This window comes from Chitinophaga eiseniae (genome assembly GCF_900167135.1).
Taxonomy (GTDB): Bacteria; Bacteroidota; Bacteroidia; order Chitinophagales; family Chitinophagaceae; genus Chitinophaga; species Chitinophaga eiseniae.
Map to the genome: position 1 here is coordinate 3,001 of NZ_FUWZ01000011.1, position 19,052 is coordinate 22,052.

Consider the following 19,052-nt stretch of genomic DNA (forward strand, 5'->3'; position numbering starts at 1 on the left):
GCTGTTCCTGTCCGGCGATCCAGGCCGCCTGGTCCTCCAATACGGGCCGCAGGAACAGTTCCTTCAAAGGCACGCGGACCGAGAACTGCTGATGGATGGCGGCTGCCAGGCGGGAAAGCTTTAAGCTATGCCCACCCAGCTCAAAGAAATTGTCTTTCACCCCTGCCTCACGCGAGAGCAACTGCTGCCATAGTGTTGCCAGCAAAGCTTCCGTAGCATTGCGCGGAGCGATATAGTTCGTATGTCTTTGTCCGTTATCTGCCGGCAATGGCAGGCGGCGTTTGTCCACCTTACCGTTAGCGGTCAGCGGCAGGCTGTCCAATGTTACAAAATAAGCCGGCACCATATAGCCCGGAAGCCTTTCGGACAGCCAGCTGCGGAGCACGGCAATATCAATTTCAGCAGCACTTACCGTATAAGCGACCAGTTCTTTTTCACCAGGCTGTATCTCAGCAGCGACCACCACTGCCTGTTGTATTCCTTCATAGCCCTGAATAGCATGAGTGATCTCACCCGGCTCTATCCGGTAGCCGCGCACTTTCACCTGATCATCAGCACGACCGGACACTGCGATGGTACCATCCGGCAACCACCTGGCCACGTCTCCCGTACGATACAATTTCTCCCCCTCATGGAATGGATGCGCGATGAAACGTTCCGCGGTGAGTGATGGATTATTCAGGTAACCCCGTGAAAGCCCCGCGCCTGCAATACACAGCTCTCCATCCACACCGACAGGTTGCAATTGCTGCTGTTCATCCAGGATGTAGACCTGCGTGTTGTCCAGCGGCCGGCCCACAGGAATCGTCCTTTCTTCCGGGCCGGATACCAGGTGAATGTTGCTGGAAATAGTGGCCTCCGTAGGGCCGTATTTGTTATAGAACTTCAGCCGGTGCAACCATCTGTCCGCCAGAGAGGCAGGACAGGCTTCGCCCGCAGAAACCATTCTCTTCAAACATAAGCCGTCGCTTGTATCTACGCCTTCCAGCAATGCAGGCACGGTATGTATATGGGTAATGCGATGCTTTCTGAGAAACTGGTTCAGCAATACAGGGTCCAATGTCTCCTCCCTGCTGATGATGTACAGGGAAGCGCCCAATAATAACCCCAGCAATATCTGCTCCACAGAAGCATCAAACGCGATATTGGAAATCTGGATGATACGGTCCTGGTCATCGACCTGGTAGTGCCGGTTGATGGCAAAGACGTAGTTGATCAGGCTGCGATGCGTGATCATCACCCCTTTGGGCTGACCGGTAGAACCCGAAGTATAAATAACATAGGCAAGATCTTCCGGTCCATAGTGATTTCCAGAGCTGCCAGCTATGTAATTCTGTTGCACCTGCCGGAAGGCAGCCACCATATCCGCATCCACCACCAGTTTACAACCACTGTTTGTTATCATATAACTGATACGTTCTGTGGGGTACCCGGGATCTATGGGCATATAGGCCGCACCGGCTTTCCATATAGCCAGCAGTGTAATGACCATCCACTCGTTGCGCTCCAATTTCAAACCAACAAGGGCGCCGGCCTGCACTCCGTATTGTTCGCGCAGGAAATGCGACAACCGGTCTGAAAGTTCATCCAGCGCTTCATAAGTAAGCTCATGCTCTCCGGACACCAGTGCTATATGACCAGGTGTACGTTGTACCTGCGCAGCCCACAGCTCCGTCAGTGTTTTATCCACAGGGAACGGCTGCGCAGTATTATTGAACACCTTCAGCAATTGTTGCCTTTCTTCTTCAGACATATACGCCAATCGTCCGACGGCCATGCCGGCATCAGCTACAGCAGCCTCCAAAAGTCCTTTTACATGGAGGGCCATACGACGGGCGGTATCCTGTTTATACAGGTCAGTATTGTATTCCAGCCGCAGGCGGATGGTATCCGCTGAAAGTTCCGTAAAGTTGAACAGAAGGTCAAATTTGCTGATAGTGCTCTCCACACCTTCATAAGGAGTAGCAGAAAAATGATCATTGGCAATAGCTGTACTATCATTGTTCTGCAACACCACCAATACATCGAAGAGTGCGTTGCGACCAAGATCACGGGGCAGGTCCAGTGATTCCACCAACTCATCAAACGGGTATGCCTGATGCTCATAAGCGCCCATAGCCACCGATTTCACCTGTGACAGCAACTGTAAAAAGCTTTGCCGGGCGTTCACGCTGGTACGCAACGCCAACGTATTTACATAGAAGCCTATCTGGTTAGAGAGGTCGGCATGTATGCGGCCGGCCATCGGGCTTCCGACTATAATATCTTCCTGACCGCTGTATCGGTGCAACAATATTTTCACCAGCGACAATACACCCATAAACAGTGTAGCATCCTGTTGTTGCAGCAAACGTTTAAAGGCTGCAGCCGGCAGGTCGAGCGTGATCGCGCTGCCGCGGAAAGTTTTCACCGCCGGGCGCATCGCGTCCAGCGGCATTTCCAGCACAGGCAGCTCGCCCGACAGCTGCTCCATCCAATAGGCCTTGCTGGCAAGCATACCGGCAGACAGCAACTCTTGTTGCTGCCATGCCGCGTAATCCTTGTATTGTACCGTGAGCGGCGGCAGCTGTGCCGAATGACCATTGTAATGCGCCAATACTTCTCTGACCAATATATCTATCGACCAGCCGTCACTGATGATATGGTGCATTACAAAACTAAGTACATAGCGGTCATCGCCCCGAGGATACAGGACAGCCCGCAGCAAGGGACCAGCCGACAAATCAAACGGAGCAGACAGGTCTTGCTGCAATGTTTCCTCCAGTTGCTCGGTATGTCGTATCAGCAGGCGGAACGGTTGCTCCCCGGATGGAAGTACTACCTGTCTTACTTCACCGGTATTATTTTCTATAAAAACCGTACGAAGTACTTCATGCCGGGCGATCAGCAGCAGGAAGCTCTCTTCCAGCAATGCGGTGTCCACCTTACCTTCCAGGCAGAGAAAGGCGGGCATGTGATAGGCAGCACTTCGTTCTTCCATCTGGCTCAATAACCACATACGCCGCTGCGACGACGATAAGGCATAGTCGTCCCGGACACCCAGCAACGGTATGCTTTTATAGCCGGACTTGTCGAAGCGGTCAATCAATCTTGCCTGGTCTTCCAGTATGGGGTGGTTGAACAGATCTCTCAACGGTATGCGCACATCAAATTCCTGATGAAGCTGTGCGGCCAGCCGGGATAATTTCAGGCTATGTCCGCCTTGTTCGAAGAAGTTGTCCAACGCACTGATCTTGTCCCTGTTCAGCAGTTTGTGCCACAAGGCGGCCAGCCGGGTTTCAGTAACAGTGCGTGGCGCCACGAATGCATGGCGCTGTAAATCGTTCCAGGACAAGTCAGCCAAAGCTTTCCTGTCTACCTTACCATTTATGTTCAAAGGGATGTCCGTGAGCGGCATAAACTGTACCGGCACCATGTATACAGGTAACCTGGCGGCCAGGAATTGTTTCAGCGCAGCAATATCTATTGTCTGAGCGGCCACATAGTAGCCGACCAGCATCCTGTCGTTGCCGGCGTCTCTCACATCGGCCACAGCGCGTTGTATATCCGGAGAGAACTGTAAAATAACATGTTCAATTTCTCCCAGTTCAATACGGAAGCCGTTCAGTTTCACCTGCTGATCTTTGCGGCCATAGTATTCCAGGTTACCGTCGGGAAGCCACCGGCCAATGTCGCCGGTGTCATACATCAACGTACCGTCCAGGAACGGATTGGCAACAAATTTTTCAGCGGTGAGTGCGGGCTTATGAAGATATCCCTGGCACAAGCCATCGCCCGCGATGTAAATTTTCCCATAAAGGCCGGGTGGCAGTAGTTGGAGGGCATCGTCCAGGATGTATACCTGCGTATATGCAATCGGTCTTCCGATGGGTACGTTCCGGTATACACGCTGTTCCAGCCGATAGCAGGTGCTGTACGTAGTATCTTCCGAAGGGCCGTAGAGGTTCCTGACTTCTGCGGAAAGCTGGGCCAGTTTCCCCGCAACATCCGGCGGAAAAGGTTCGCCTGCCAGATTGATCACCGATACGTTGCGCAGGTCCTGGTCTTCATCCAGTAAAGCACGCATGACCGAAGGCACCGTATTCAGCAGGATATGATTGTCTGTTTGAAGGTATTGCGCGCTTTCCAATGCATTCTGCAAGACCCTGATCTTCCTGCCGGCGATCAGCGTGTAGAACATTTCAAAGATGGAAAGATCGAAACAATGAGAGGTGGCGGCGTACACAATATCATAGCGAGATAGGGCAAATTCAGACTTACACCAGTCCAGGAACGCAGCCGCATTTTTATGGGCGATCATCACCCCTTTAGGCTGACCAGTAGACCCGGAAGTATAGATGATATAAGCCAGATCTCCGGGCTGGCTGACTGTTTCGGGGTTGCCGGCCGGCATCTCGTGCTGCGTTTGTATAAACAGCTGCAACATCGCTGTATCCAGTATCAGCCTGGCGCGGGAGTCTTGTTGTATATAGGCTTGTCTTTCTTCAGGATAATTGACATCCACCGGAACATATGCGGCGCCGGTTTTCAGCACTGCTATGAGCGCTGTCAACAGGTTTTCATTGCGCGGAAGTTTCACTGCCACAATATCTCCCGGGCCAGCGTGGTAATGCTGTTTAAGCCACCATGCCAGGCGATTGGCATTTTCATTAAGCTGGGCGTAGGTCAACTGCCGGCTGTCGCAGACAACGGCAACCTGTCCCTGGTGGGCCAGCACAGCGGCTTCCAGCTGGGATACAAGTAGTCCTTTATTTTGCCAGGCGTCGTGGCCGGCTGTATAAGTATGTAATAAAAGCTCCCGGTCCTGTTCATTGATTATTGGTATCTCCGTTACAGGCAGGGCTAAGTAACTTTCCAGGTGTTGCAGCCAGTAATCAAAACAATGCAGGAAATGAGCAGCTATGGCGGGCGTACAGAAATGCTCATCGAAAGAAGCTTGCAGACTCCAGGATTCCGGTGTTTCCTGCAGTACCGTCAGGGCAAAAGGGAATACCTCCCCTTCGCTCTCCCGGCAGAAGAAGAAACCCGCATTCGCATGGCTTTCAAATGTACCCGGGGCCATCGTATGCATAGCGTAACGGAACACCTCCTGCACCGTTGCTTTTGTTGTTTGCAGCTGTTGTTGCAGCGTTTGCGTTGTACAGGTGACTTCGTACAATAAGGGAGCCTGTTCATGCTGCGGCAATCCCTTAGAGAAAATAAAAGGTTGTTCTCCGAAATACCTGCGTAATAACACAGCATAAACTGTCATCAGGACAGTAAATTCCGCCAGTGGTTTACCGGATGTAAGTTTGCTGAAATAAAAGATTGAACTGGTGCTGACAGTAATACGGGAACTGGCCACGGAAGCTAACTGCAAGCGGTTAGCCCCTGTCCTGTTTTTCAACTTTTCCTGCCAGTAGTTATCAATGAGTTTTCTCTTGATCGTTTCCATATCAACTACTGATTCAAAAATGCGGTGGGGGGAAATGGGTAATTACCCGGTTATAGTGCGAGCGCTTCTCCGATATAAATCGCTGGAACATCCATCAGAATAGACCTTTGCAGGATTTCAACTCTTACGAGAAATTTCTGGTGCCCCTTAAAGTGTACAATTTCGCAGGAGAGGCCATTGAGCGGGCCTTCCTGCAGGAGGTATTTTTCACCCGGTCTGATGTGATCATAGCATACTTCCAGTCCGAAACCTGCGACAGTGAGCAAACGTATATTATCTATTTCCTGTTGGCTAACGGAGGCTATCTTATTGTTAAACTTAACGTAGTGACATAATCCTTCCACCTGTGTACTGATCGTATACTGAAGCGGATCTTCCAGGTATACAAACACATAAGAAGGGAACAAGGGCAGTTCCAGTGTTTTAAACCGGTCTTTCCACTTATGCCTTTCTTTTTTAAGGGGCAGATAATTTTCGATACTGCATCTGGACAGTTGTTCAGCTACTTTTTTTTCTTGCCTTGATCTGGTGTAGATCAGGTACCAAGAAGGTGTAAACTGGGACATAGGTGCTGCTGTGTTTATTATGAGGTAACGTTTTGTACGTAAATGGTCATTTGAATTGCTCAACGTTTCTGGTGGGGTAAACGAAGTTATAATGCCTATCCATCAAGGGGTATGATGGTAAACAAGTGTGTGGCAGTTTATTTCGGGTTCCCTGCGGTATAACATAACCAGCGGCAACTAAATTTGTTTAGGATTACTAATTAAACATATTCCACCGGGCCGATGAAGATGGAAAATATTTTGAAAAATATGATAGTGATATTAAAGCTGATTTTGGCACATTCGGCTCACTCCCGTCCTGGCGGCCACGGGTCCTCCGGCACATAGCATACAATCGGCATAGTCTTAAACCCAAAAGGGCAGAGCTATCGCTACTTTCACTTACATATTTTGTATGTAAGTGAAAAAATTAGAGACACGGTAACAAATACATTAACAGATATTGTTTGTTACAACATCAAGTTCTGAAGGAATAATAAAAAGTATTGCAAAACAAGCACCCTAAGGTCTCCAGACTGGCCAACCAAACTAAAGCTGGGACTCCACTGGCATTTTACTATTCGCTAACAAACATCCAACGGTTATTTCTTAGGCTCTAAAATTAGTTTTTTGTTTAGAATTAAAAAAATTAAATCAGAAAATTCTCATTTAGTTAACCTGTAATGCCCTATGGTACTAAAAAGCGCCCGAATGTAAACAAAAAACATGTAGCAACACAGATATCAAATAAAAAGTGTTGTCCGGACACATTTAATACTCTCCTCCGTTAAACTGAATACCATATCTACCTCATAAATAAGCCTTTCCATTCTTGTCGCGGCAGCGTCTTTTACACCGGGAGAACGTACAGTTTTCGTATATTCGTCACTGATTTTTGTTTGTTTTCACAATGAGACTAGCCATATTCGCCGACGTCCACGGCAAACTGTTGTTGCCCTTTAAACTGGTGGACCGTTACCAGCAACAAACCGGTCAAACGATTGACTTCATCCTGCAATGCGGCGACATGGGCGCCTATCCGGATATACACCGGCTTGACAAGGCCACACTGAAACACGCACGGCAAAACCGCGATGAACTGGGCTTCCATGATGACTTTATGCAGGAGAACAAAGATATCCGGCGGTTACTGGACCGCCTCAATATAGACATGATCTGTATAAGGGGCAATCATGAAGACCATGCCTTTCTGGATCAGCTGGAACAGGCAAATACAACACTACCCCGTTTCCCCATAGATGTTTATAAGCGGATATTCGTGTGCCGCTCCGGCGTAAAACAGGAACTGCGAAAAGACCGGGAGGTCTTATACCTGGCGGGCATCGGCCGCATTGGCGATGCCAAAGGAAGAACAGACCCGCGTTTCATCCAGGAATACGAGCAGCGCGAAGTAAAAAAATTGCTCAAAAGTACCGGCTATATAGATGTGCTTATTACGCATGATAAAGACGATAGTAGTCAGCGCGGTTACGGCATGAAGGCCATCCGGGATGTGCTCGATAACGTTCCCGTAAGCTATCACTTTTACGGCCATACGGGAGAACCCTTCCGGCAGGAAACAGCTATCAACGGTATTACCCAATCGGTGAAGGTCAGTGAGCTGGAGTTTGGTCCCAGCGGTATTCTGCCGGAGGGATGCATGCTGGTCCTGGATCATCGTCCGGATGGAAGCAGTGCGCTGGAAGCTGTCTCCCAGCGCTTCACAAACCAATTAACCCAGTACAACTGGAAAGACTGATACAGCATCGGGACCAGGAAGAGTAGAAAAAGTACGACCTGCAACATTTACCCACGGTGGGGGCGTCGCGCTTTTCTCAACATAGGTCGTAAAACGGGTGAGCTACCGGATTGAATTTCTCCGATCACCCACCGAAAGCCTTCAATACGAAAATCAAACACAACACACTATTTCCCAAATAGTTAAATAATCTCTATTGATTTCCGGGATACAAAAATCCCGGGCTTTTTTGGTAAAATTAAAGTTGTTGTCTAACTTCTCCCCTGCAAAACTTCGAGCAAATATTATGCAAGAACAAAAAGGGAAATATGAGGGCTTACCAAATGATGAGCTGGAAATAAAAGTTCGTTCAAACGACAATCCCTATATTTCGGATGACATTCAAAATAAAATCCTGCAGCCCCGCAGATTGTCTTCCTACTTTATTGTATTAATTGAAAGCGGTTCAATTACCTATAATTTAGACCTACAGGACTTTACGCTTACTGACGGGCACCTGCTTTTTGCAATGCCCAATCAAATTTTTACACCTCCCGCAAAAACAGACAACCTCAAATACTTCAAGCTGCTGTTTGATGAAAATACACTTGCACTGTTACCACAACAATTCCCCTTTTTAGTCAACCCATCCAACACACAAACCATCATTCTTGACAGTGCCGCAAAAGAAAGAGTAACAAAGGTTTTTGGAATTTTAAACCAGATACTTCTTTCTGACAAACATGAAACAGACACCGAAGTAATCTTAGCCTATATGAATTCGCTGCTATCAGAATTCAACGTTGCCTATTTCAAAAACAAACGCCCCGCCAATACCTTCAACACGAATCTTTCAAAGTTCATCGAGTTCAAAGTAGTCGTAGAAACGTCCCTTACGGAGCAACCTTCTATCAACACCATTGCTGAAAAGTTAGCTTTATCTACCAACAGCCTATATCGGATCGTAAAAGAATACGCCGGGACATCACCCAAAGATTACTTTATTAATCGCCTGATGGCAGAAGCTCAGAGAAGATTGCGTTATTCCAATACTTCTGTCAAGGAACTGGCCTATGAGCTGGGGTTTAATGATCCTGATTACTTTTCAAGGCTTTTCAAGAAAAGTACCGGAAAAAGCGCCAGCGAGTTTTTACCCAGGCAAGATTTGTCGGGGAAATAAGTTGAATTGTCCATTTCTGCTGTTTTTGGGCCCCCTACTTTTGCTTTATAAAATTCACAGAAATGAAATTTGCATTAGTAACAGGAGCCAACAAAGGCATTGGCTTTGAAATCGCAGAACAACTTGCTCAAAAAGGAATTTATGTATACCTCGGCAGCCGTAATTTGGAAAACGGTGCTGAAGCTGTCAGTAAATTAAAAGCGAAGGGATTCAACAACGCAGAGGCTGTCCAGCTCGACGTCACAGATGATGCATCTGTTATTAAGGCCAGCAAAGAAATAGGTAAAAAAACAGAAGTATTGGATATCCTTATTAATAATGCGGGTATTTATGGAGGCTATCCGCAAGCGGCTACTGACGCGACCATTGACCAGTTCAAAGCAACTTATGATGCAAATGTTTACGGTGTGGTGCGGGTTACACAGGCATTTATTGGTTTATTAAAAAAGTCGGCTGAGCCCCGTATTGTAAATGTTAGTTCAAGCCAGGGCTCCATTACCCTTCACAGCGACCCCACCTATCAATACTACGACTATAAAGGCGTTGTATACCTCTCTTCAAAATCGGCCCTGAATATGTACACCGTTGTTCTGGCGTACGAATTTAAAAATACCAGCTTCAAAATAAATGCCGTTTGCCCGGGATATACAAAAACAGATTTTAATGGGCATCGTGGGTCCGGGTCCGTTAAAGATGCCGGAAAACGGGTCGTAAAATATGCCTTAATTGACAACGATGGTCCTACAGGGAAATTTTTCAGTGAGGAGAATAACCCGGAAACAGGAGAAATACCCTGGTAACTTCTGCCGGAGTCGATACCGGGGAGATGTGGCAGGAGCTCCTCCACCAGGGTTGATTTTCCCACCCGGTATTGCTATCCTCATCGCTTAATCAGCCCGTTTATGGGGAGCAGGTAATAAACTGCCGCCATTAGATAAATGATCAGGCATTCATATCTATCGGAAGCGTGTAAATACGTTTCCCGGTTGCCTTATAGATCGCATTGCATAGCGCAGGCGTAAAGGGCGGCACAGGCGGTTCTCCTATACCTGTCGGTTTTGCAGTGCTTTCCACGATGTGCACGTGGATCTGCCCCGGTGATTCCGGCATCCGGATGATCTGGTAGCCATCGAAATTGTTCTGCTCTACCTGCCCGTTTTTCACGGTGATCATGCTTTTGAGGGCAAGACTCGCAGAAAACTGGGCGCCACCTTCAAACTGCGATCTGATGCGGTCCACGTTCACCGCCAGGCCACAATCCACGGCGTAGTATACGTTAGGGATGGTGATTTTATTATTTGTGTCCACCATTACTTCCACTACGCAGGCTACGTAGGTAAGGAAACTTTTGTGCGCGGCAAACCCGAGCCCGGAACCTTTAGGCAGGTCTTTTCCCCAGCCGGATTCCTTAGCCACGCGGCGGATCACTTCTTTCATGCGGGCAATTTCCCAGGGATAACTGGCAATATCCTCTCCATAATTGGGGTAGGTAGTTTTTACCAGTTCATCGTTGAAAGTAATATTGCGGTCTTCCCCAAGAAGCTCCAGCGCATTGGATACGGGGTCCATTCCCCTGGCTTCCGCCACCTCATCCATCATAGTGGCAGCGGCAAAAGCCTGTGGGATATTGCGTACAGACCTCAGCCAGCCTATGCGCAGATGCGCTTTGGCGTCGTGCGTTTCCACGTTGATAGCGGGAACATCATACGGAAAATCAGTTGCGCCCAGCCCCAGTTCTCCATCGCTTGGTTGTACTACGGCACTATCTTCTGTGGCGGAAATGGAGGGATAGGCAATGTGATGGTCCCAGCCGCTCAGTTTATTCTGGTTGTCGATGGTGGCAACGATCCGTTGCACACTCAATGCATGGAAATAATCGTGATGAATATCGTCTTCCCTGGTCCATTGTACCTTTACGGGAAACCCGGATTCCTTTGCCAGCAAGGCTGCCTCCACGATGAAGTCCGGCTTGGATTTCCGGCCGAATGCACCGCCCAGCAAAGTTACATTTACCTTTACTTTGTCCACCTGGAATGCCAATGCTTCAGCTACCGCTTCCCGTGCTCCCTGCGGATTTTGTGTGCAGGCCCAGATTTCACAGCTATCATTTTTCACAACGGCGAGGGCTGCAGGTGGTTCTAAGGTGGCGTGTGCGAGATAAGGCGCCACATAAGTATGATCAATCACTTTTTTCGCAGCGGCTTTGGCAGCCTGGAAGTTGCCACGTTTTCTGCGCACCGTCCCGTTTTTGGTCACCTCCTGTTTTAACGTTTCGATCTGTTTGGCTGAATCGTAGCCGGCATTGGGCCCCAGGTCCCATTCCACTTCCAGCAGATCGCGGGCTTTGATCGCCGCCCAGGTATTTTCCGCGATAACGGCCACGCCGCTCAGGGGTTTGCTCAAGGTGGCCGGCAAGCCCGGGCCTTTAATAGCAATCACTTTGATCACACCGGGGATGGCACGGGCTTTTGTATCATCGAACGACTTTACGGCGCCTCCCACAACGGGACATCTTTTAATAACGGCTATTTTCATCCCGTCGGTCACGGCATCGATGCCAAAAACAGCTTTGCCGGTAATGATATCGTGCAGGTCCACAATAGGCGTTTCCTTCCCTATCATGTTGAACTTGCTGTTATCCTTTAATTTTATTTCGCTTACGGCGGGAACGGGCAACGACTTCGCCGCTTCCACCAGCTCTCCGAAATTCAGCTTTTTGCCGGAGCCCTTGTGGACCACCTGTCCTTTTTCGGTATCACATTCTTCAGCAGGTACTTTCCACCGCTGTGCGGCGGCCCTGATCAATAGCAGCCTGGCGACAGCGCCCGCTTCCCGCATGGGTTTGTAGAATTGCCTGATGGAAAAGGAGCCATCCGTATTTTGATTGCCATATTTTTTTTCATCTCCTTCCGCCTGAACGATGCGGACGGTATTCCAGTCGGCCCCCAGCTCGTCCGCCACAATCAATGGAAGAGAGGTCCGTATCCCCTGCCCCATTTCGGAACGGTGTGCAACAATCGTCACTTTACCATCCGAGCCAATCTGCAGGTAAACGTTGGGCGCGATGCTAACGATCTTTTTACCTTTTTCATTACAGCTAAAGAAACTTACGCCGAGTACGAGCCCGCCGGTAAGCAGGCCGCCCACCTTCAGGAAATCTCTCCTGGAAGCGCTGAAAACTTCGGTAGCAATATTCTCGTTTTTCTTCTTTTGAAAAGGAGCGAATATTTTCATGATTTGTACGCTGGTTAAGGATCAGGAAATTATTTGGACGCCGACGACGAGGTGCCGGCTACCGCAGAAATGGCCGCTTTGATCCGGTTGTAGGTCCCGCACCTGCAAAGGTTACCTTGCATAGTTTGCTCGATCTCCTGGCCGGAAGGGTGTGCGTTCCTTTTCAGCAACGCCGCCGCATTCATGATCTGGCCGGTCTGGCAATAGCCGCATTGAGGCACCACAAATTTTTCCCAGGCTTGCTGCAAAGGGTGGTCCCCATCTTCCGACAACCCTTCTATCGTGGTTATCCTGGCATCGCCGACACTGGAAATGGGATAACTGCAGGACCGGATGGCATCATCGTTAAGATGCACCGTACAGGCGCCACAGAGGGCCTTGCCGCAGCCGAACTTAGTGCCTTTCAGGCCGATGACATCGCGGAGTACCCATAACAATGGCATATCTTCCAGCACATCCACTTCGTGCTTTTTGCCATTTACCTGAATTGAATATTTAGCCATAATATTCCGTTTAAAAGTAGCGCAGTAAAAGGTTGGATTGCCACATTCGGCAAAAACCATCTTAATTTAAGGCATTCAGTTAAGAAAAAGAAATGAAAAGTCAGGAAATTCCGGCTGTCGCAAGGAAGGACTAACGTATATGGATATCTGCGGAAACAAAAGAATAACGCAGTGACCTGTAAACAGGCTACTGCGTTATTCATTTATCAATCCGGATACGAAAGGGTTTATGCATGCATCATGCTGGCCATCGGCTCTTTCTCTGCCGCCACAGCGGGTACCGGCTGCTGATGCTTTTTACCGAATGTAACGAAGCTCAGACCGAGGTTTGCCGCCAGTAACCCTACGCTCATCCAAGCAACATAATGCACGTCATACCTGGCAATGATCAAACCTCCCAGCATAGTGCCCAGGGAGATACCGATATTATAGCAGGATGTCAGCAGGCTATTTACAAATTCCAGCGCACTGTGAGGCACGGAACGGGTTGTGCGGATATTTCCGATCAGGAAACCGCCGGTATGGATAGCTCCCCAGAAAGAAAGCAGGATAACCATGGGAACAAAGAGGCCGCCGAAAATATAAGCCAGGACCTGCACGAATATAAGCGCCGTAAAAAATACGCGGGTAGTGAGCATGACGTTTTTACTTAAGGCCTTACCTGTAAGCCAGTTGCCCAGCACGCCCATGCCGCCAAATAAGAGCAGCATAACGCTGATCTGAACGCCGTTCATGTGGGTGACCTTTTCCATATAAGCTGCCAGGTAGCCGTAACTGGAAAACATTCCTGCCAGCATCAGGATGGTGGAAACAAGATTCAACCATAACAGGGGGCTTTTTAATACGTACAGCTGGCTGTCGCCTGCCGCCTTCCTGGTGGCCGGCATGGATGGCACATACAGGACCAGTCCGACGAATGCGATCAGGCTAACAAAACTTGCCAGGAAAAAGGAAGCCTGCCAGTTGCTGAAAAATTCAGCCGCATAAGTGGTGATCGGCACGCCCATCACCGTGGCTATGCTGACACCCGACATCACAATGGAAACCGCCTTGCTGCCTGACTCCTTGAATGCCGCAGCCAGTGATATATTCCAGAATAGCGGGTGCAGGAAGGCGGGTAAAATCCGGGCAATCATCAATACCGTGAAATTGGGGGCAAATGCCGAGAGAATGTTAGACACCACAAATACCGCCAATACGGTAGACATCAGCAGCTTGCGGTTGACGTTGACCGTCAGTGCTGTTATAAACGGAGATGATACCGCCACCGTCAGCGCAAATGCACTTAAGAGCCAACCTGCCGTTTCCAGGGAAACATGAAACACCTGAGCCAGATTAGGTAATACACCTATAACGCCAAATTCCGTTGTGATAATGCCAAAAGCTCCCAGCGCCATTGCGTATATGGATTTTTTCATAAATTTTTAGTTTGAAACATTTGAATGTATCTATATAATAAAGGTCATGATATAACAGGATCCGGCGTTTTAAGAAAATCAGCCCCTCAGCAAATTCAGGCTGGCGATATAGTCGGCCAGCACTTCCTGGTTTAAAATGTATTTGATATTCCTTCCTTCTTTCTCAGGTATGAGCAGATCTGCCTCCACCAGCTGTTTCAGGTGGTGGGAAACGGAAGGCTGGGTAAGGTCAAGCATATCGGTTATCTCTGCACAGTACAAACATCCCTGTTTCTTCCTGATTTCCTGCAGTATGGTAATCCTGCTGGCATCACTTAACGCACGGGATATTTTCTCAAATTTCTTATTGTCCATCCGGAAAATAAATTGATTCCGGAGCAAAGATAAGCGGAAATATAGAAACATATAAATATTTCTATGCAAAAAGTTAAAATGATAATAGGGTGACAGATAACCACAAATGGAAATACGTTGAAGATTTGGCCACCATAGCTAAAATGAGCGCAGGGTCCAAATTTGTTGGCGGGGTCAGCACAAACGACAAAAGCCTGTCGTTATTTCGAGTTCTTCATAAAAGTCTGTGTATCAAAAAAGATTGTCAGAGAGCTGAGTTTGCCATGATCAATTGTCCAGAATTCTGCCACATTCCCATTTACCCTGGCGCCATTTTGAAAAACGAAATCGTAATTGGCAATGACACTGGCTTTATCTCCCTCCACTATTACCTGTTGCACCCTCATACTTTCAAAACGCTGCGAAAAGCGCCTGATAATTTCAATATAGGCTTGCTTTCCCATAACAGGGGCCGGGTTTGTCATGTCCCCGCCAATGAACCGGAAGTCATCAGACAAGGTATGCTCCCAATCGCCTTTCCCGGAGAATCCGTCATAATAGGCCTCCAATAGTTTTTTCGCTTCAGAAGAGTTTTCCATGATAAGTTAGTTTGAAATGGATAAATTTGTTATTGCAAAATACAATAACAAATATAAAAAGAAATTGCAAAATGCAATAACTTAGTTTATTTATGGAAAACAAAAGGTCCGATTGTCCGATCAGTTGCTCATTGGAGATATTTGGCGACAAATGGTCGTTATTGATCATTCGTGATATTATGTTACGAGAAAAAGTATCCTTCAGCGAATTTTTAGCGTCAGAAGAAAAGATTGCGACCAATATTCTCGTCAACAGGCTAAACCTTTTAGAATCGGAGAAAATCCTGGTAAAAGAAGTTTCGCCCTTAAACAAGTCAAAGTTCGTATATAGTCTCACTCAAAAAGGCGCCGACTTACTGCCGATTGTCATTGAGATAATGGATTGGGGCGCCAAATACAATAAAAACTGCCCCAGGAAAGAGCTGGGTAAACGAATTAAGAGCGATAAGCCGGCAGTTATTAAGGAGTTGAGCCTGGCGCTGAAAAAGAAAATAAAATAATGGTTGCCTGCCGGCATTGCAGCGCTATGCGTCGCCCGCTATTACAGGAAAGCCTAAATGACAAGGCGGCCTTTCAGCCGCCTTGTCATGATGAAGATAAGCTACTCCCATCCTATTTATTAACAGGACGCAGGTCCAGTATCCGGATATTCCTGAAATCCACCGGCTGCCCTTCACTTTGTAAAGCGATGTAACCTTCTGACAACAGCTTTCCGTCTATTTTCACCGCCGGGTCATAGTTATTGACCACACCACCGCCGATCTGGGGTTTTGAATACTGCAGCACCGTATCGCCATTGATGATATGCGTGATGAGTGAGTCGCCCAGTACGATCAGCTCCCCTCTCACCCATTGTTCGCCCTCGTATGTTTTGGATGAAGACTCAATACAGTGCTGCGGGTCCAGTTTTCCTTTATATACGACGTTGGTCCCGGGAGAGCACATATTGCCGGTAGGGCGTGCATGGCCATCACCCAAACCGGCGAGCAGCTGCATTTCTACGGAAATCGGCCAGTCCTGTTCCTTTGGCATGGCGCGGGGGTCTTGCGAGTGAAACATTACACCACTGTTGAGCAGCGTATACTCCGGCGCAGAAGGATACCATTTCCCGACAAAGCGATACTCAAATTTCAGGTGATAATGCGAGAACGGCTGTTTATAATAGAGATGCCCAAACTGGTCGTTAAAATCACCATACTGATCATAACGCACTTTAATGATGCTATCCTCCACCCGGAAGGTATTGCCAAAATTATCGCCTGCATCGTGATGGTGAATTTTTACGATCCAGTCGTTCAGGTCTTTGCCGTTAAACAGGCTTACCCATTGCGGGCTGTTTTCTTTTGCGGTTTGCTGGCAAGCCACGCAATACAGCAGCGGCAGTACGAGGAGATACGAAAGTCTGTTTTTCATATGGGCGATATATATGTTCACTTTTACGGGCAAGCCTTTAAGATAGGGCAAAAACCTGGTAAATAAAACATAACAGCCGTTATCGCCGATAATTTATCGGACCTTTCAGCGGGCTGTCCTCCACATCACTCAGAAAAAAAGAGTAATTTGGAAATCTTTCAAGAAGGAAAGGCACGCAAGCATTAACCCAACTGATGATTATGTATTTAAAATCATTCCTGAATAATGAAATTTTACGAATAGAAAACCATCTCAATACTTTTTTACTTAAAACAAGTATAGCATCGTTAGTAAGGAAAGAGGTAATTTATGGAAGAAGGAACAATTTTATACTTCATTCGCTTGAAGGAGGTAAAAAAGAAGTGTTTACATTTTCTATATCATATACATTCAAAGAAGACATAGAGGAAAAGAATGGACAGCGGCCTAATGATATAACATTAAGCATTCTGTTACAAATTAACGAGAACAAGAATTGTAAAATTAATCAGGAAATTACTTTTGGGACCGGGTTGGATGATATTGTGTTCAAAGTAGTAGATATAGATAATATAGCCGATATAAACTTTGAACAAAGGTTTAATTTTGATGAGCTCAGGAAAGTTTTTGAAGTAAGCATTCTGAATTTTATTAAAATATTACAATAACATCCTGCGAAAGGGATGGCCTCGAAGATAAAATTCATCTGCAAGATGGCAGGTCAGCGATAATAGGTAGCCAGATCATCTATAAATAGCTCCGGGTTTCCTCCCGCGAGATTAGTTAACACAATGATTGCCAGGTCATCAGCGGTATAGTAGAAGAGCGCAGCCCTTCCACCTCCAATGGCCGCCGCTACATTGTGTTTTTCCCGCAGTATTACCGGCCACCCCAGGGCATAGCCATTCAACAACCCACCGAAGCCGCCGTAAGTGCCATTATTCAGTTTCACCGGCATCCACATTTCCGCTATGTTTTTTTTATCGCGGAGCAACTTCTCCGTTTGCAGCTTCGTTACCCACAGGGCCAGGTCTGTAGCGGTAGTAAACATTCCTGCATCTGTCCTCAAAAAGCCGGGGAATTCTTCATAAGCCTCTTCCAGTTTATCCGTTTTACGGTACCGGCCATTGGCACACTGATGAAAATACGAATAGGTGGGCGCCTTATGGGGTATGATATTATAGGAATTGGCAAAGACAGTATGTTTCATACCAGCAGTTGCCAGCTGATGCCTGTGAAAAAATTCGACAAAAGGCATGTCACCGAGTTTATCGATGATTTTACCGATCAGCAGGTAATTGGTGGTATTATAACTAAACTGTTCACCGGTCTGAAACTCCATCGGGAGTGCCTGTACCTTCTGCCAGGAGGCATATTCCCCGTTATCACTTATCAGGCGGTCGGTGATGGAATCTGTTATATCCGGAATACCGGAAACATTTGCCAGCAGCTGGCGGATAGTGACTTTTTTCCAGCTATCGGGAAGACTGTCCAGGTAGCCGGAAACAGGGGCATCGATACTCAGTTTGCCGGCTTCCTTCAATTGCAATATCGCTACGCCCGACAGGATTTTGGCAATGGAGTTGGCAGAAAATACCGTGTTTTTCGTAACAGGGATACTATCACCCAGGTTCGCAATGCCATAACAGCGGTTATCCAGCATCTTTCCCTGTTTCACGACAGCGAGTTGCAAACCCGGAATGTGACGTTCACTCATCACGCGTGTCACAAGAGCGTCCACACTGTCGCCAACAGGATTTCCAGGCGTAACGTTTCCCGCCGGCAGGGCATTACTGAATGAAGCGAGCAACAAAAGATGAACAAAAAAAACGATGGATAGTCTGGTCATTTGAGTGTATTAAGTATTAAAAATACAAAATATCTACAAACGGGCGACCGGTTGCGATGGCGCTTTTCTGCATTTTCCGGGGTCTATTGCCTTTACCAATGCCAATGCGAGCAGCCTTGTGGGATCAATGAGCTTTACATTCCCGAAGTTACGCGGGGTGAGTGTAAACGAAATTTCAGAGCATCCGGAGACAATGATGTCCGCGCCCCTTTTTATCAGCTCACCGGCAGCATCGTGCAAAATAATTTCTGCCTTCCTGCTTACCTGTACCGGATTTGCCTTAATACCATAACCGGCGTCATAGATAGCGTTATGCACGCCATTTCGCATTTCCGCTGTTTCCAGTTCAATTACATCAATTTTTTTCCGGGTCAGCGTATGGCGGTAAACACCTGCATGATAGGTACCGAGCGTGGTAAGGATACCCACCCGCGCCCCCTTGTAATATTCAAACAGATGGTCCGCCGTCAGCTCGATCATATTCAGCAGCTCCAATTGACTATCCGATTGCCGCAGTATTTGTTTGACAATGTTGAATATGGCGGGCGCATGGGCCGTGTTGCAGGGTATTCCTGCAACACGCGCCCCCATTTTCCCCAGTTGAAGCAATACGGTCCCGATACCCAGCGCCGGGTTACGAGGCTCCCTTCCCATCAGATATTCCGTACGATCGGGAATAGTGCCCGGAACCGACAACAATACCACCGGAACATGTTCCTGGTCTCTTTCGACGATCGTTTCCTCAATGATTTTCGTAAACAGGTCCACACCCGCTAACGGGCCTACCCCACCAACAATACCTATCATACAATAATGCTGTTTAATGG

General features: G+C 47.7%; 15 protein-coding genes. 5 read left to right on the top strand and 10 right to left on the bottom strand.

What is annotated here, in order from left to right; genetic code table 11:
* On the bottom strand, positions 1-5,434 hold a 5,434-nt coding region (locus B5D63_RS35225), incomplete at its 3' end, for a non-ribosomal peptide synthetase (RefSeq protein WP_078673353.1).
* 50 nt (positions 5,435-5,484) lie between these two features.
* Positions 5,485-6,000, bottom strand: a complete 516-nt coding sequence (locus B5D63_RS33970; protein WP_078673354.1) for a UpxY family transcription antiterminator — start codon at positions 5,998-6,000, stop codon at positions 5,485-5,487.
* Positions 6,001-6,889: 889 nt separating this feature from the next.
* Here B5D63_RS33970 and B5D63_RS33975 point away from each other — a divergent pair.
* The 3 genes from B5D63_RS33975 to B5D63_RS33985 all read left to right on the top strand — a co-directional run bounded on the left by B5D63_RS33975 (position 6,890) and on the right by B5D63_RS33985 (position 9,697).
* A complete protein-coding gene (locus B5D63_RS33975) occupies positions 6,890-7,738 on the top strand; it encodes a metallophosphoesterase family protein (protein ID WP_078673355.1) in 849 nt (282 codons plus the stop codon).
* Positions 7,739-8,024: 286 nt separating this feature from the next.
* The gene (locus B5D63_RS33980) at positions 8,025-8,897 is read left to right on the top strand and encodes an AraC family transcriptional regulator (protein WP_078673356.1); all 873 of its coding nucleotides are present in this window, start codon (positions 8,025-8,027) and stop codon (positions 8,895-8,897) included.
* Positions 8,898-8,959: 62 nt separating this feature from the next.
* Positions 8,960-9,697 carry an SDR family oxidoreductase gene (locus tag B5D63_RS33985; RefSeq protein WP_078673357.1) on the top strand — a complete coding sequence of 246 codons (738 nt, stop codon included), beginning with the start codon at positions 8,960-8,962 and terminating at the stop codon, positions 9,695-9,697.
* Positions 9,698-9,839: 142 nt separating this feature from the next.
* Here the strand turns inward: B5D63_RS33985 and B5D63_RS33990 are convergent, their stop codons facing one another.
* The 5 genes from B5D63_RS33990 to B5D63_RS34010 form a co-directional block, all read right to left on the bottom strand.
* Positions 9,840-12,131 carry a xanthine dehydrogenase family protein molybdopterin-binding subunit gene (locus tag B5D63_RS33990; RefSeq protein WP_078673358.1) on the bottom strand — a complete coding sequence of 764 codons (2,292 nt, stop codon included), beginning with the start codon at positions 12,129-12,131 and terminating at the stop codon, positions 9,840-9,842.
* A 29-nt stretch (positions 12,132-12,160) separates the two neighbouring features.
* Positions 12,161-12,634: a (2Fe-2S)-binding protein gene (locus tag B5D63_RS33995; RefSeq protein ID WP_078673375.1), complete on the bottom strand. Its 474-nt coding sequence runs from the start codon at positions 12,632-12,634 to the stop codon at positions 12,161-12,163.
* Positions 12,635-12,861: 227 nt separating this feature from the next.
* The gene (locus tag B5D63_RS34000; RefSeq protein ID WP_078673359.1) at positions 12,862-14,052 is read right to left on the bottom strand and encodes an MFS transporter; all 1,191 of its coding nucleotides are present in this window, start codon (positions 14,050-14,052) and stop codon (positions 12,862-12,864) included.
* Positions 14,053-14,130: 78 nt separating this feature from the next.
* The gene (locus B5D63_RS34005) at positions 14,131-14,406 is read right to left on the bottom strand and encodes an ArsR/SmtB family transcription factor (RefSeq protein WP_078673376.1); all 276 of its coding nucleotides are present in this window, start codon (positions 14,404-14,406) and stop codon (positions 14,131-14,133) included.
* Between the two features lie 200 nt (positions 14,407-14,606).
* A complete protein-coding gene (locus B5D63_RS34010; protein WP_078673360.1) occupies positions 14,607-14,984 on the bottom strand; it encodes a nuclear transport factor 2 family protein in 378 nt (125 codons plus the stop codon).
* Between the two features lie 92 nt (positions 14,985-15,076).
* Here B5D63_RS34010 and B5D63_RS34015 point away from each other — a divergent pair, with 92 nt between their 5' ends.
* Positions 15,077-15,484, top strand: coding sequence for a winged helix-turn-helix transcriptional regulator (locus B5D63_RS34015; protein ID WP_078673361.1), 408 nt, complete (start codon positions 15,077-15,079; stop codon positions 15,482-15,484).
* A 112-nt stretch (positions 15,485-15,596) separates the two neighbouring features.
* On the opposite strand, the gene B5D63_RS34020 is transcribed toward B5D63_RS34015, so the two are convergent.
* The gene (locus tag B5D63_RS34020) at positions 15,597-16,397 is read right to left on the bottom strand and encodes a 3-keto-disaccharide hydrolase (RefSeq protein WP_078673362.1); all 801 of its coding nucleotides are present in this window, start codon (positions 16,395-16,397) and stop codon (positions 15,597-15,599) included.
* A gap of 194 nt (positions 16,398-16,591) precedes the next feature.
* Here B5D63_RS34020 and B5D63_RS34025 point away from each other — a divergent pair, with 194 nt between their 5' ends.
* Positions 16,592-17,044 (top strand): hypothetical protein, encoded by a 453-nt coding sequence (locus B5D63_RS34025; protein WP_078673363.1) that lies wholly within the window; start codon positions 16,592-16,594, stop codon positions 17,042-17,044.
* 53 nt (positions 17,045-17,097) lie between these two features.
* On the opposite strand, the gene B5D63_RS34030 is transcribed toward B5D63_RS34025, so the two are convergent.
* Together B5D63_RS34030 and B5D63_RS34035 are read right to left on the bottom strand one after the other, a co-directional pair.
* Positions 17,098-18,225, bottom strand: a complete 1,128-nt coding sequence (locus B5D63_RS34030; RefSeq protein ID WP_078673364.1) for a serine hydrolase domain-containing protein — start codon at positions 18,223-18,225, stop codon at positions 17,098-17,100.
* Between the two features lie 33 nt (positions 18,226-18,258).
* Positions 18,259-19,032, bottom strand: a complete 774-nt coding sequence (locus tag B5D63_RS34035) for an aspartate/glutamate racemase family protein (protein WP_078673365.1) — start codon at positions 19,030-19,032, stop codon at positions 18,259-18,261.
* Positions 19,033-19,052: the final 20 nt, after the last annotated feature.

Coding starts and splice junctions, on each gene's coding strand:
- B5D63_RS34000 (WP_078673359.1), bottom strand. CDS start 14,052: ATGAAAAAATCCATATACGCAATGGCGCTGGGAGCTTTTGGCATTATC.
- B5D63_RS33985 (WP_078673357.1), top strand. CDS start 8,960: ATGAAATTTGCATTAGTAACAGGAGCCAACAAAGGCATTGGCTTTGAA.
- B5D63_RS34025 (WP_078673363.1), top strand. CDS start 16,592: ATGATTATGTATTTAAAATCATTCCTGAATAATGAAATTTTACGAATA.
- B5D63_RS33975 (WP_078673355.1), top strand. CDS start 6,890: ATGAGACTAGCCATATTCGCCGACGTCCACGGCAAACTGTTGTTGCCC.
- B5D63_RS34020 (WP_078673362.1), bottom strand. CDS start 16,397: ATGAAAAACAGACTTTCGTATCTCCTCGTACTGCCGCTGCTGTATTGC.
- B5D63_RS33995 (WP_078673375.1), bottom strand. CDS start 12,634: ATGGCTAAATATTCAATTCAGGTAAATGGCAAAAAGCACGAAGTGGAT.
- B5D63_RS33980 (WP_078673356.1), top strand. CDS start 8,025: ATGCAAGAACAAAAAGGGAAATATGAGGGCTTACCAAATGATGAGCTG.
- B5D63_RS34005 (WP_078673376.1), bottom strand. CDS start 14,406: ATGGACAATAAGAAATTTGAGAAAATATCCCGTGCGTTAAGTGATGCC.
- B5D63_RS34030 (WP_078673364.1), bottom strand. CDS start 18,225: ATGACCAGACTATCCATCGTTTTTTTTGTTCATCTTTTGTTGCTCGCT.
- B5D63_RS34035 (WP_078673365.1), bottom strand. CDS start 19,032: ATGATAGGTATTGTTGGTGGGGTAGGCCCGTTAGCGGGTGTGGACCTG.
- B5D63_RS33990 (WP_078673358.1), bottom strand. CDS start 12,131: ATGAAAATATTCGCTCCTTTTCAAAAGAAGAAAAACGAGAATATTGCT.
- B5D63_RS33970 (WP_078673354.1), bottom strand. CDS start 6,000: ATGTCCCAGTTTACACCTTCTTGGTACCTGATCTACACCAGATCAAGG.
- B5D63_RS34015 (WP_078673361.1), top strand. CDS start 15,077: ATGGAAAACAAAAGGTCCGATTGTCCGATCAGTTGCTCATTGGAGATA.
- B5D63_RS34010 (WP_078673360.1), bottom strand. CDS start 14,984: ATGGAAAACTCTTCTGAAGCGAAAAAACTATTGGAGGCCTATTATGAC.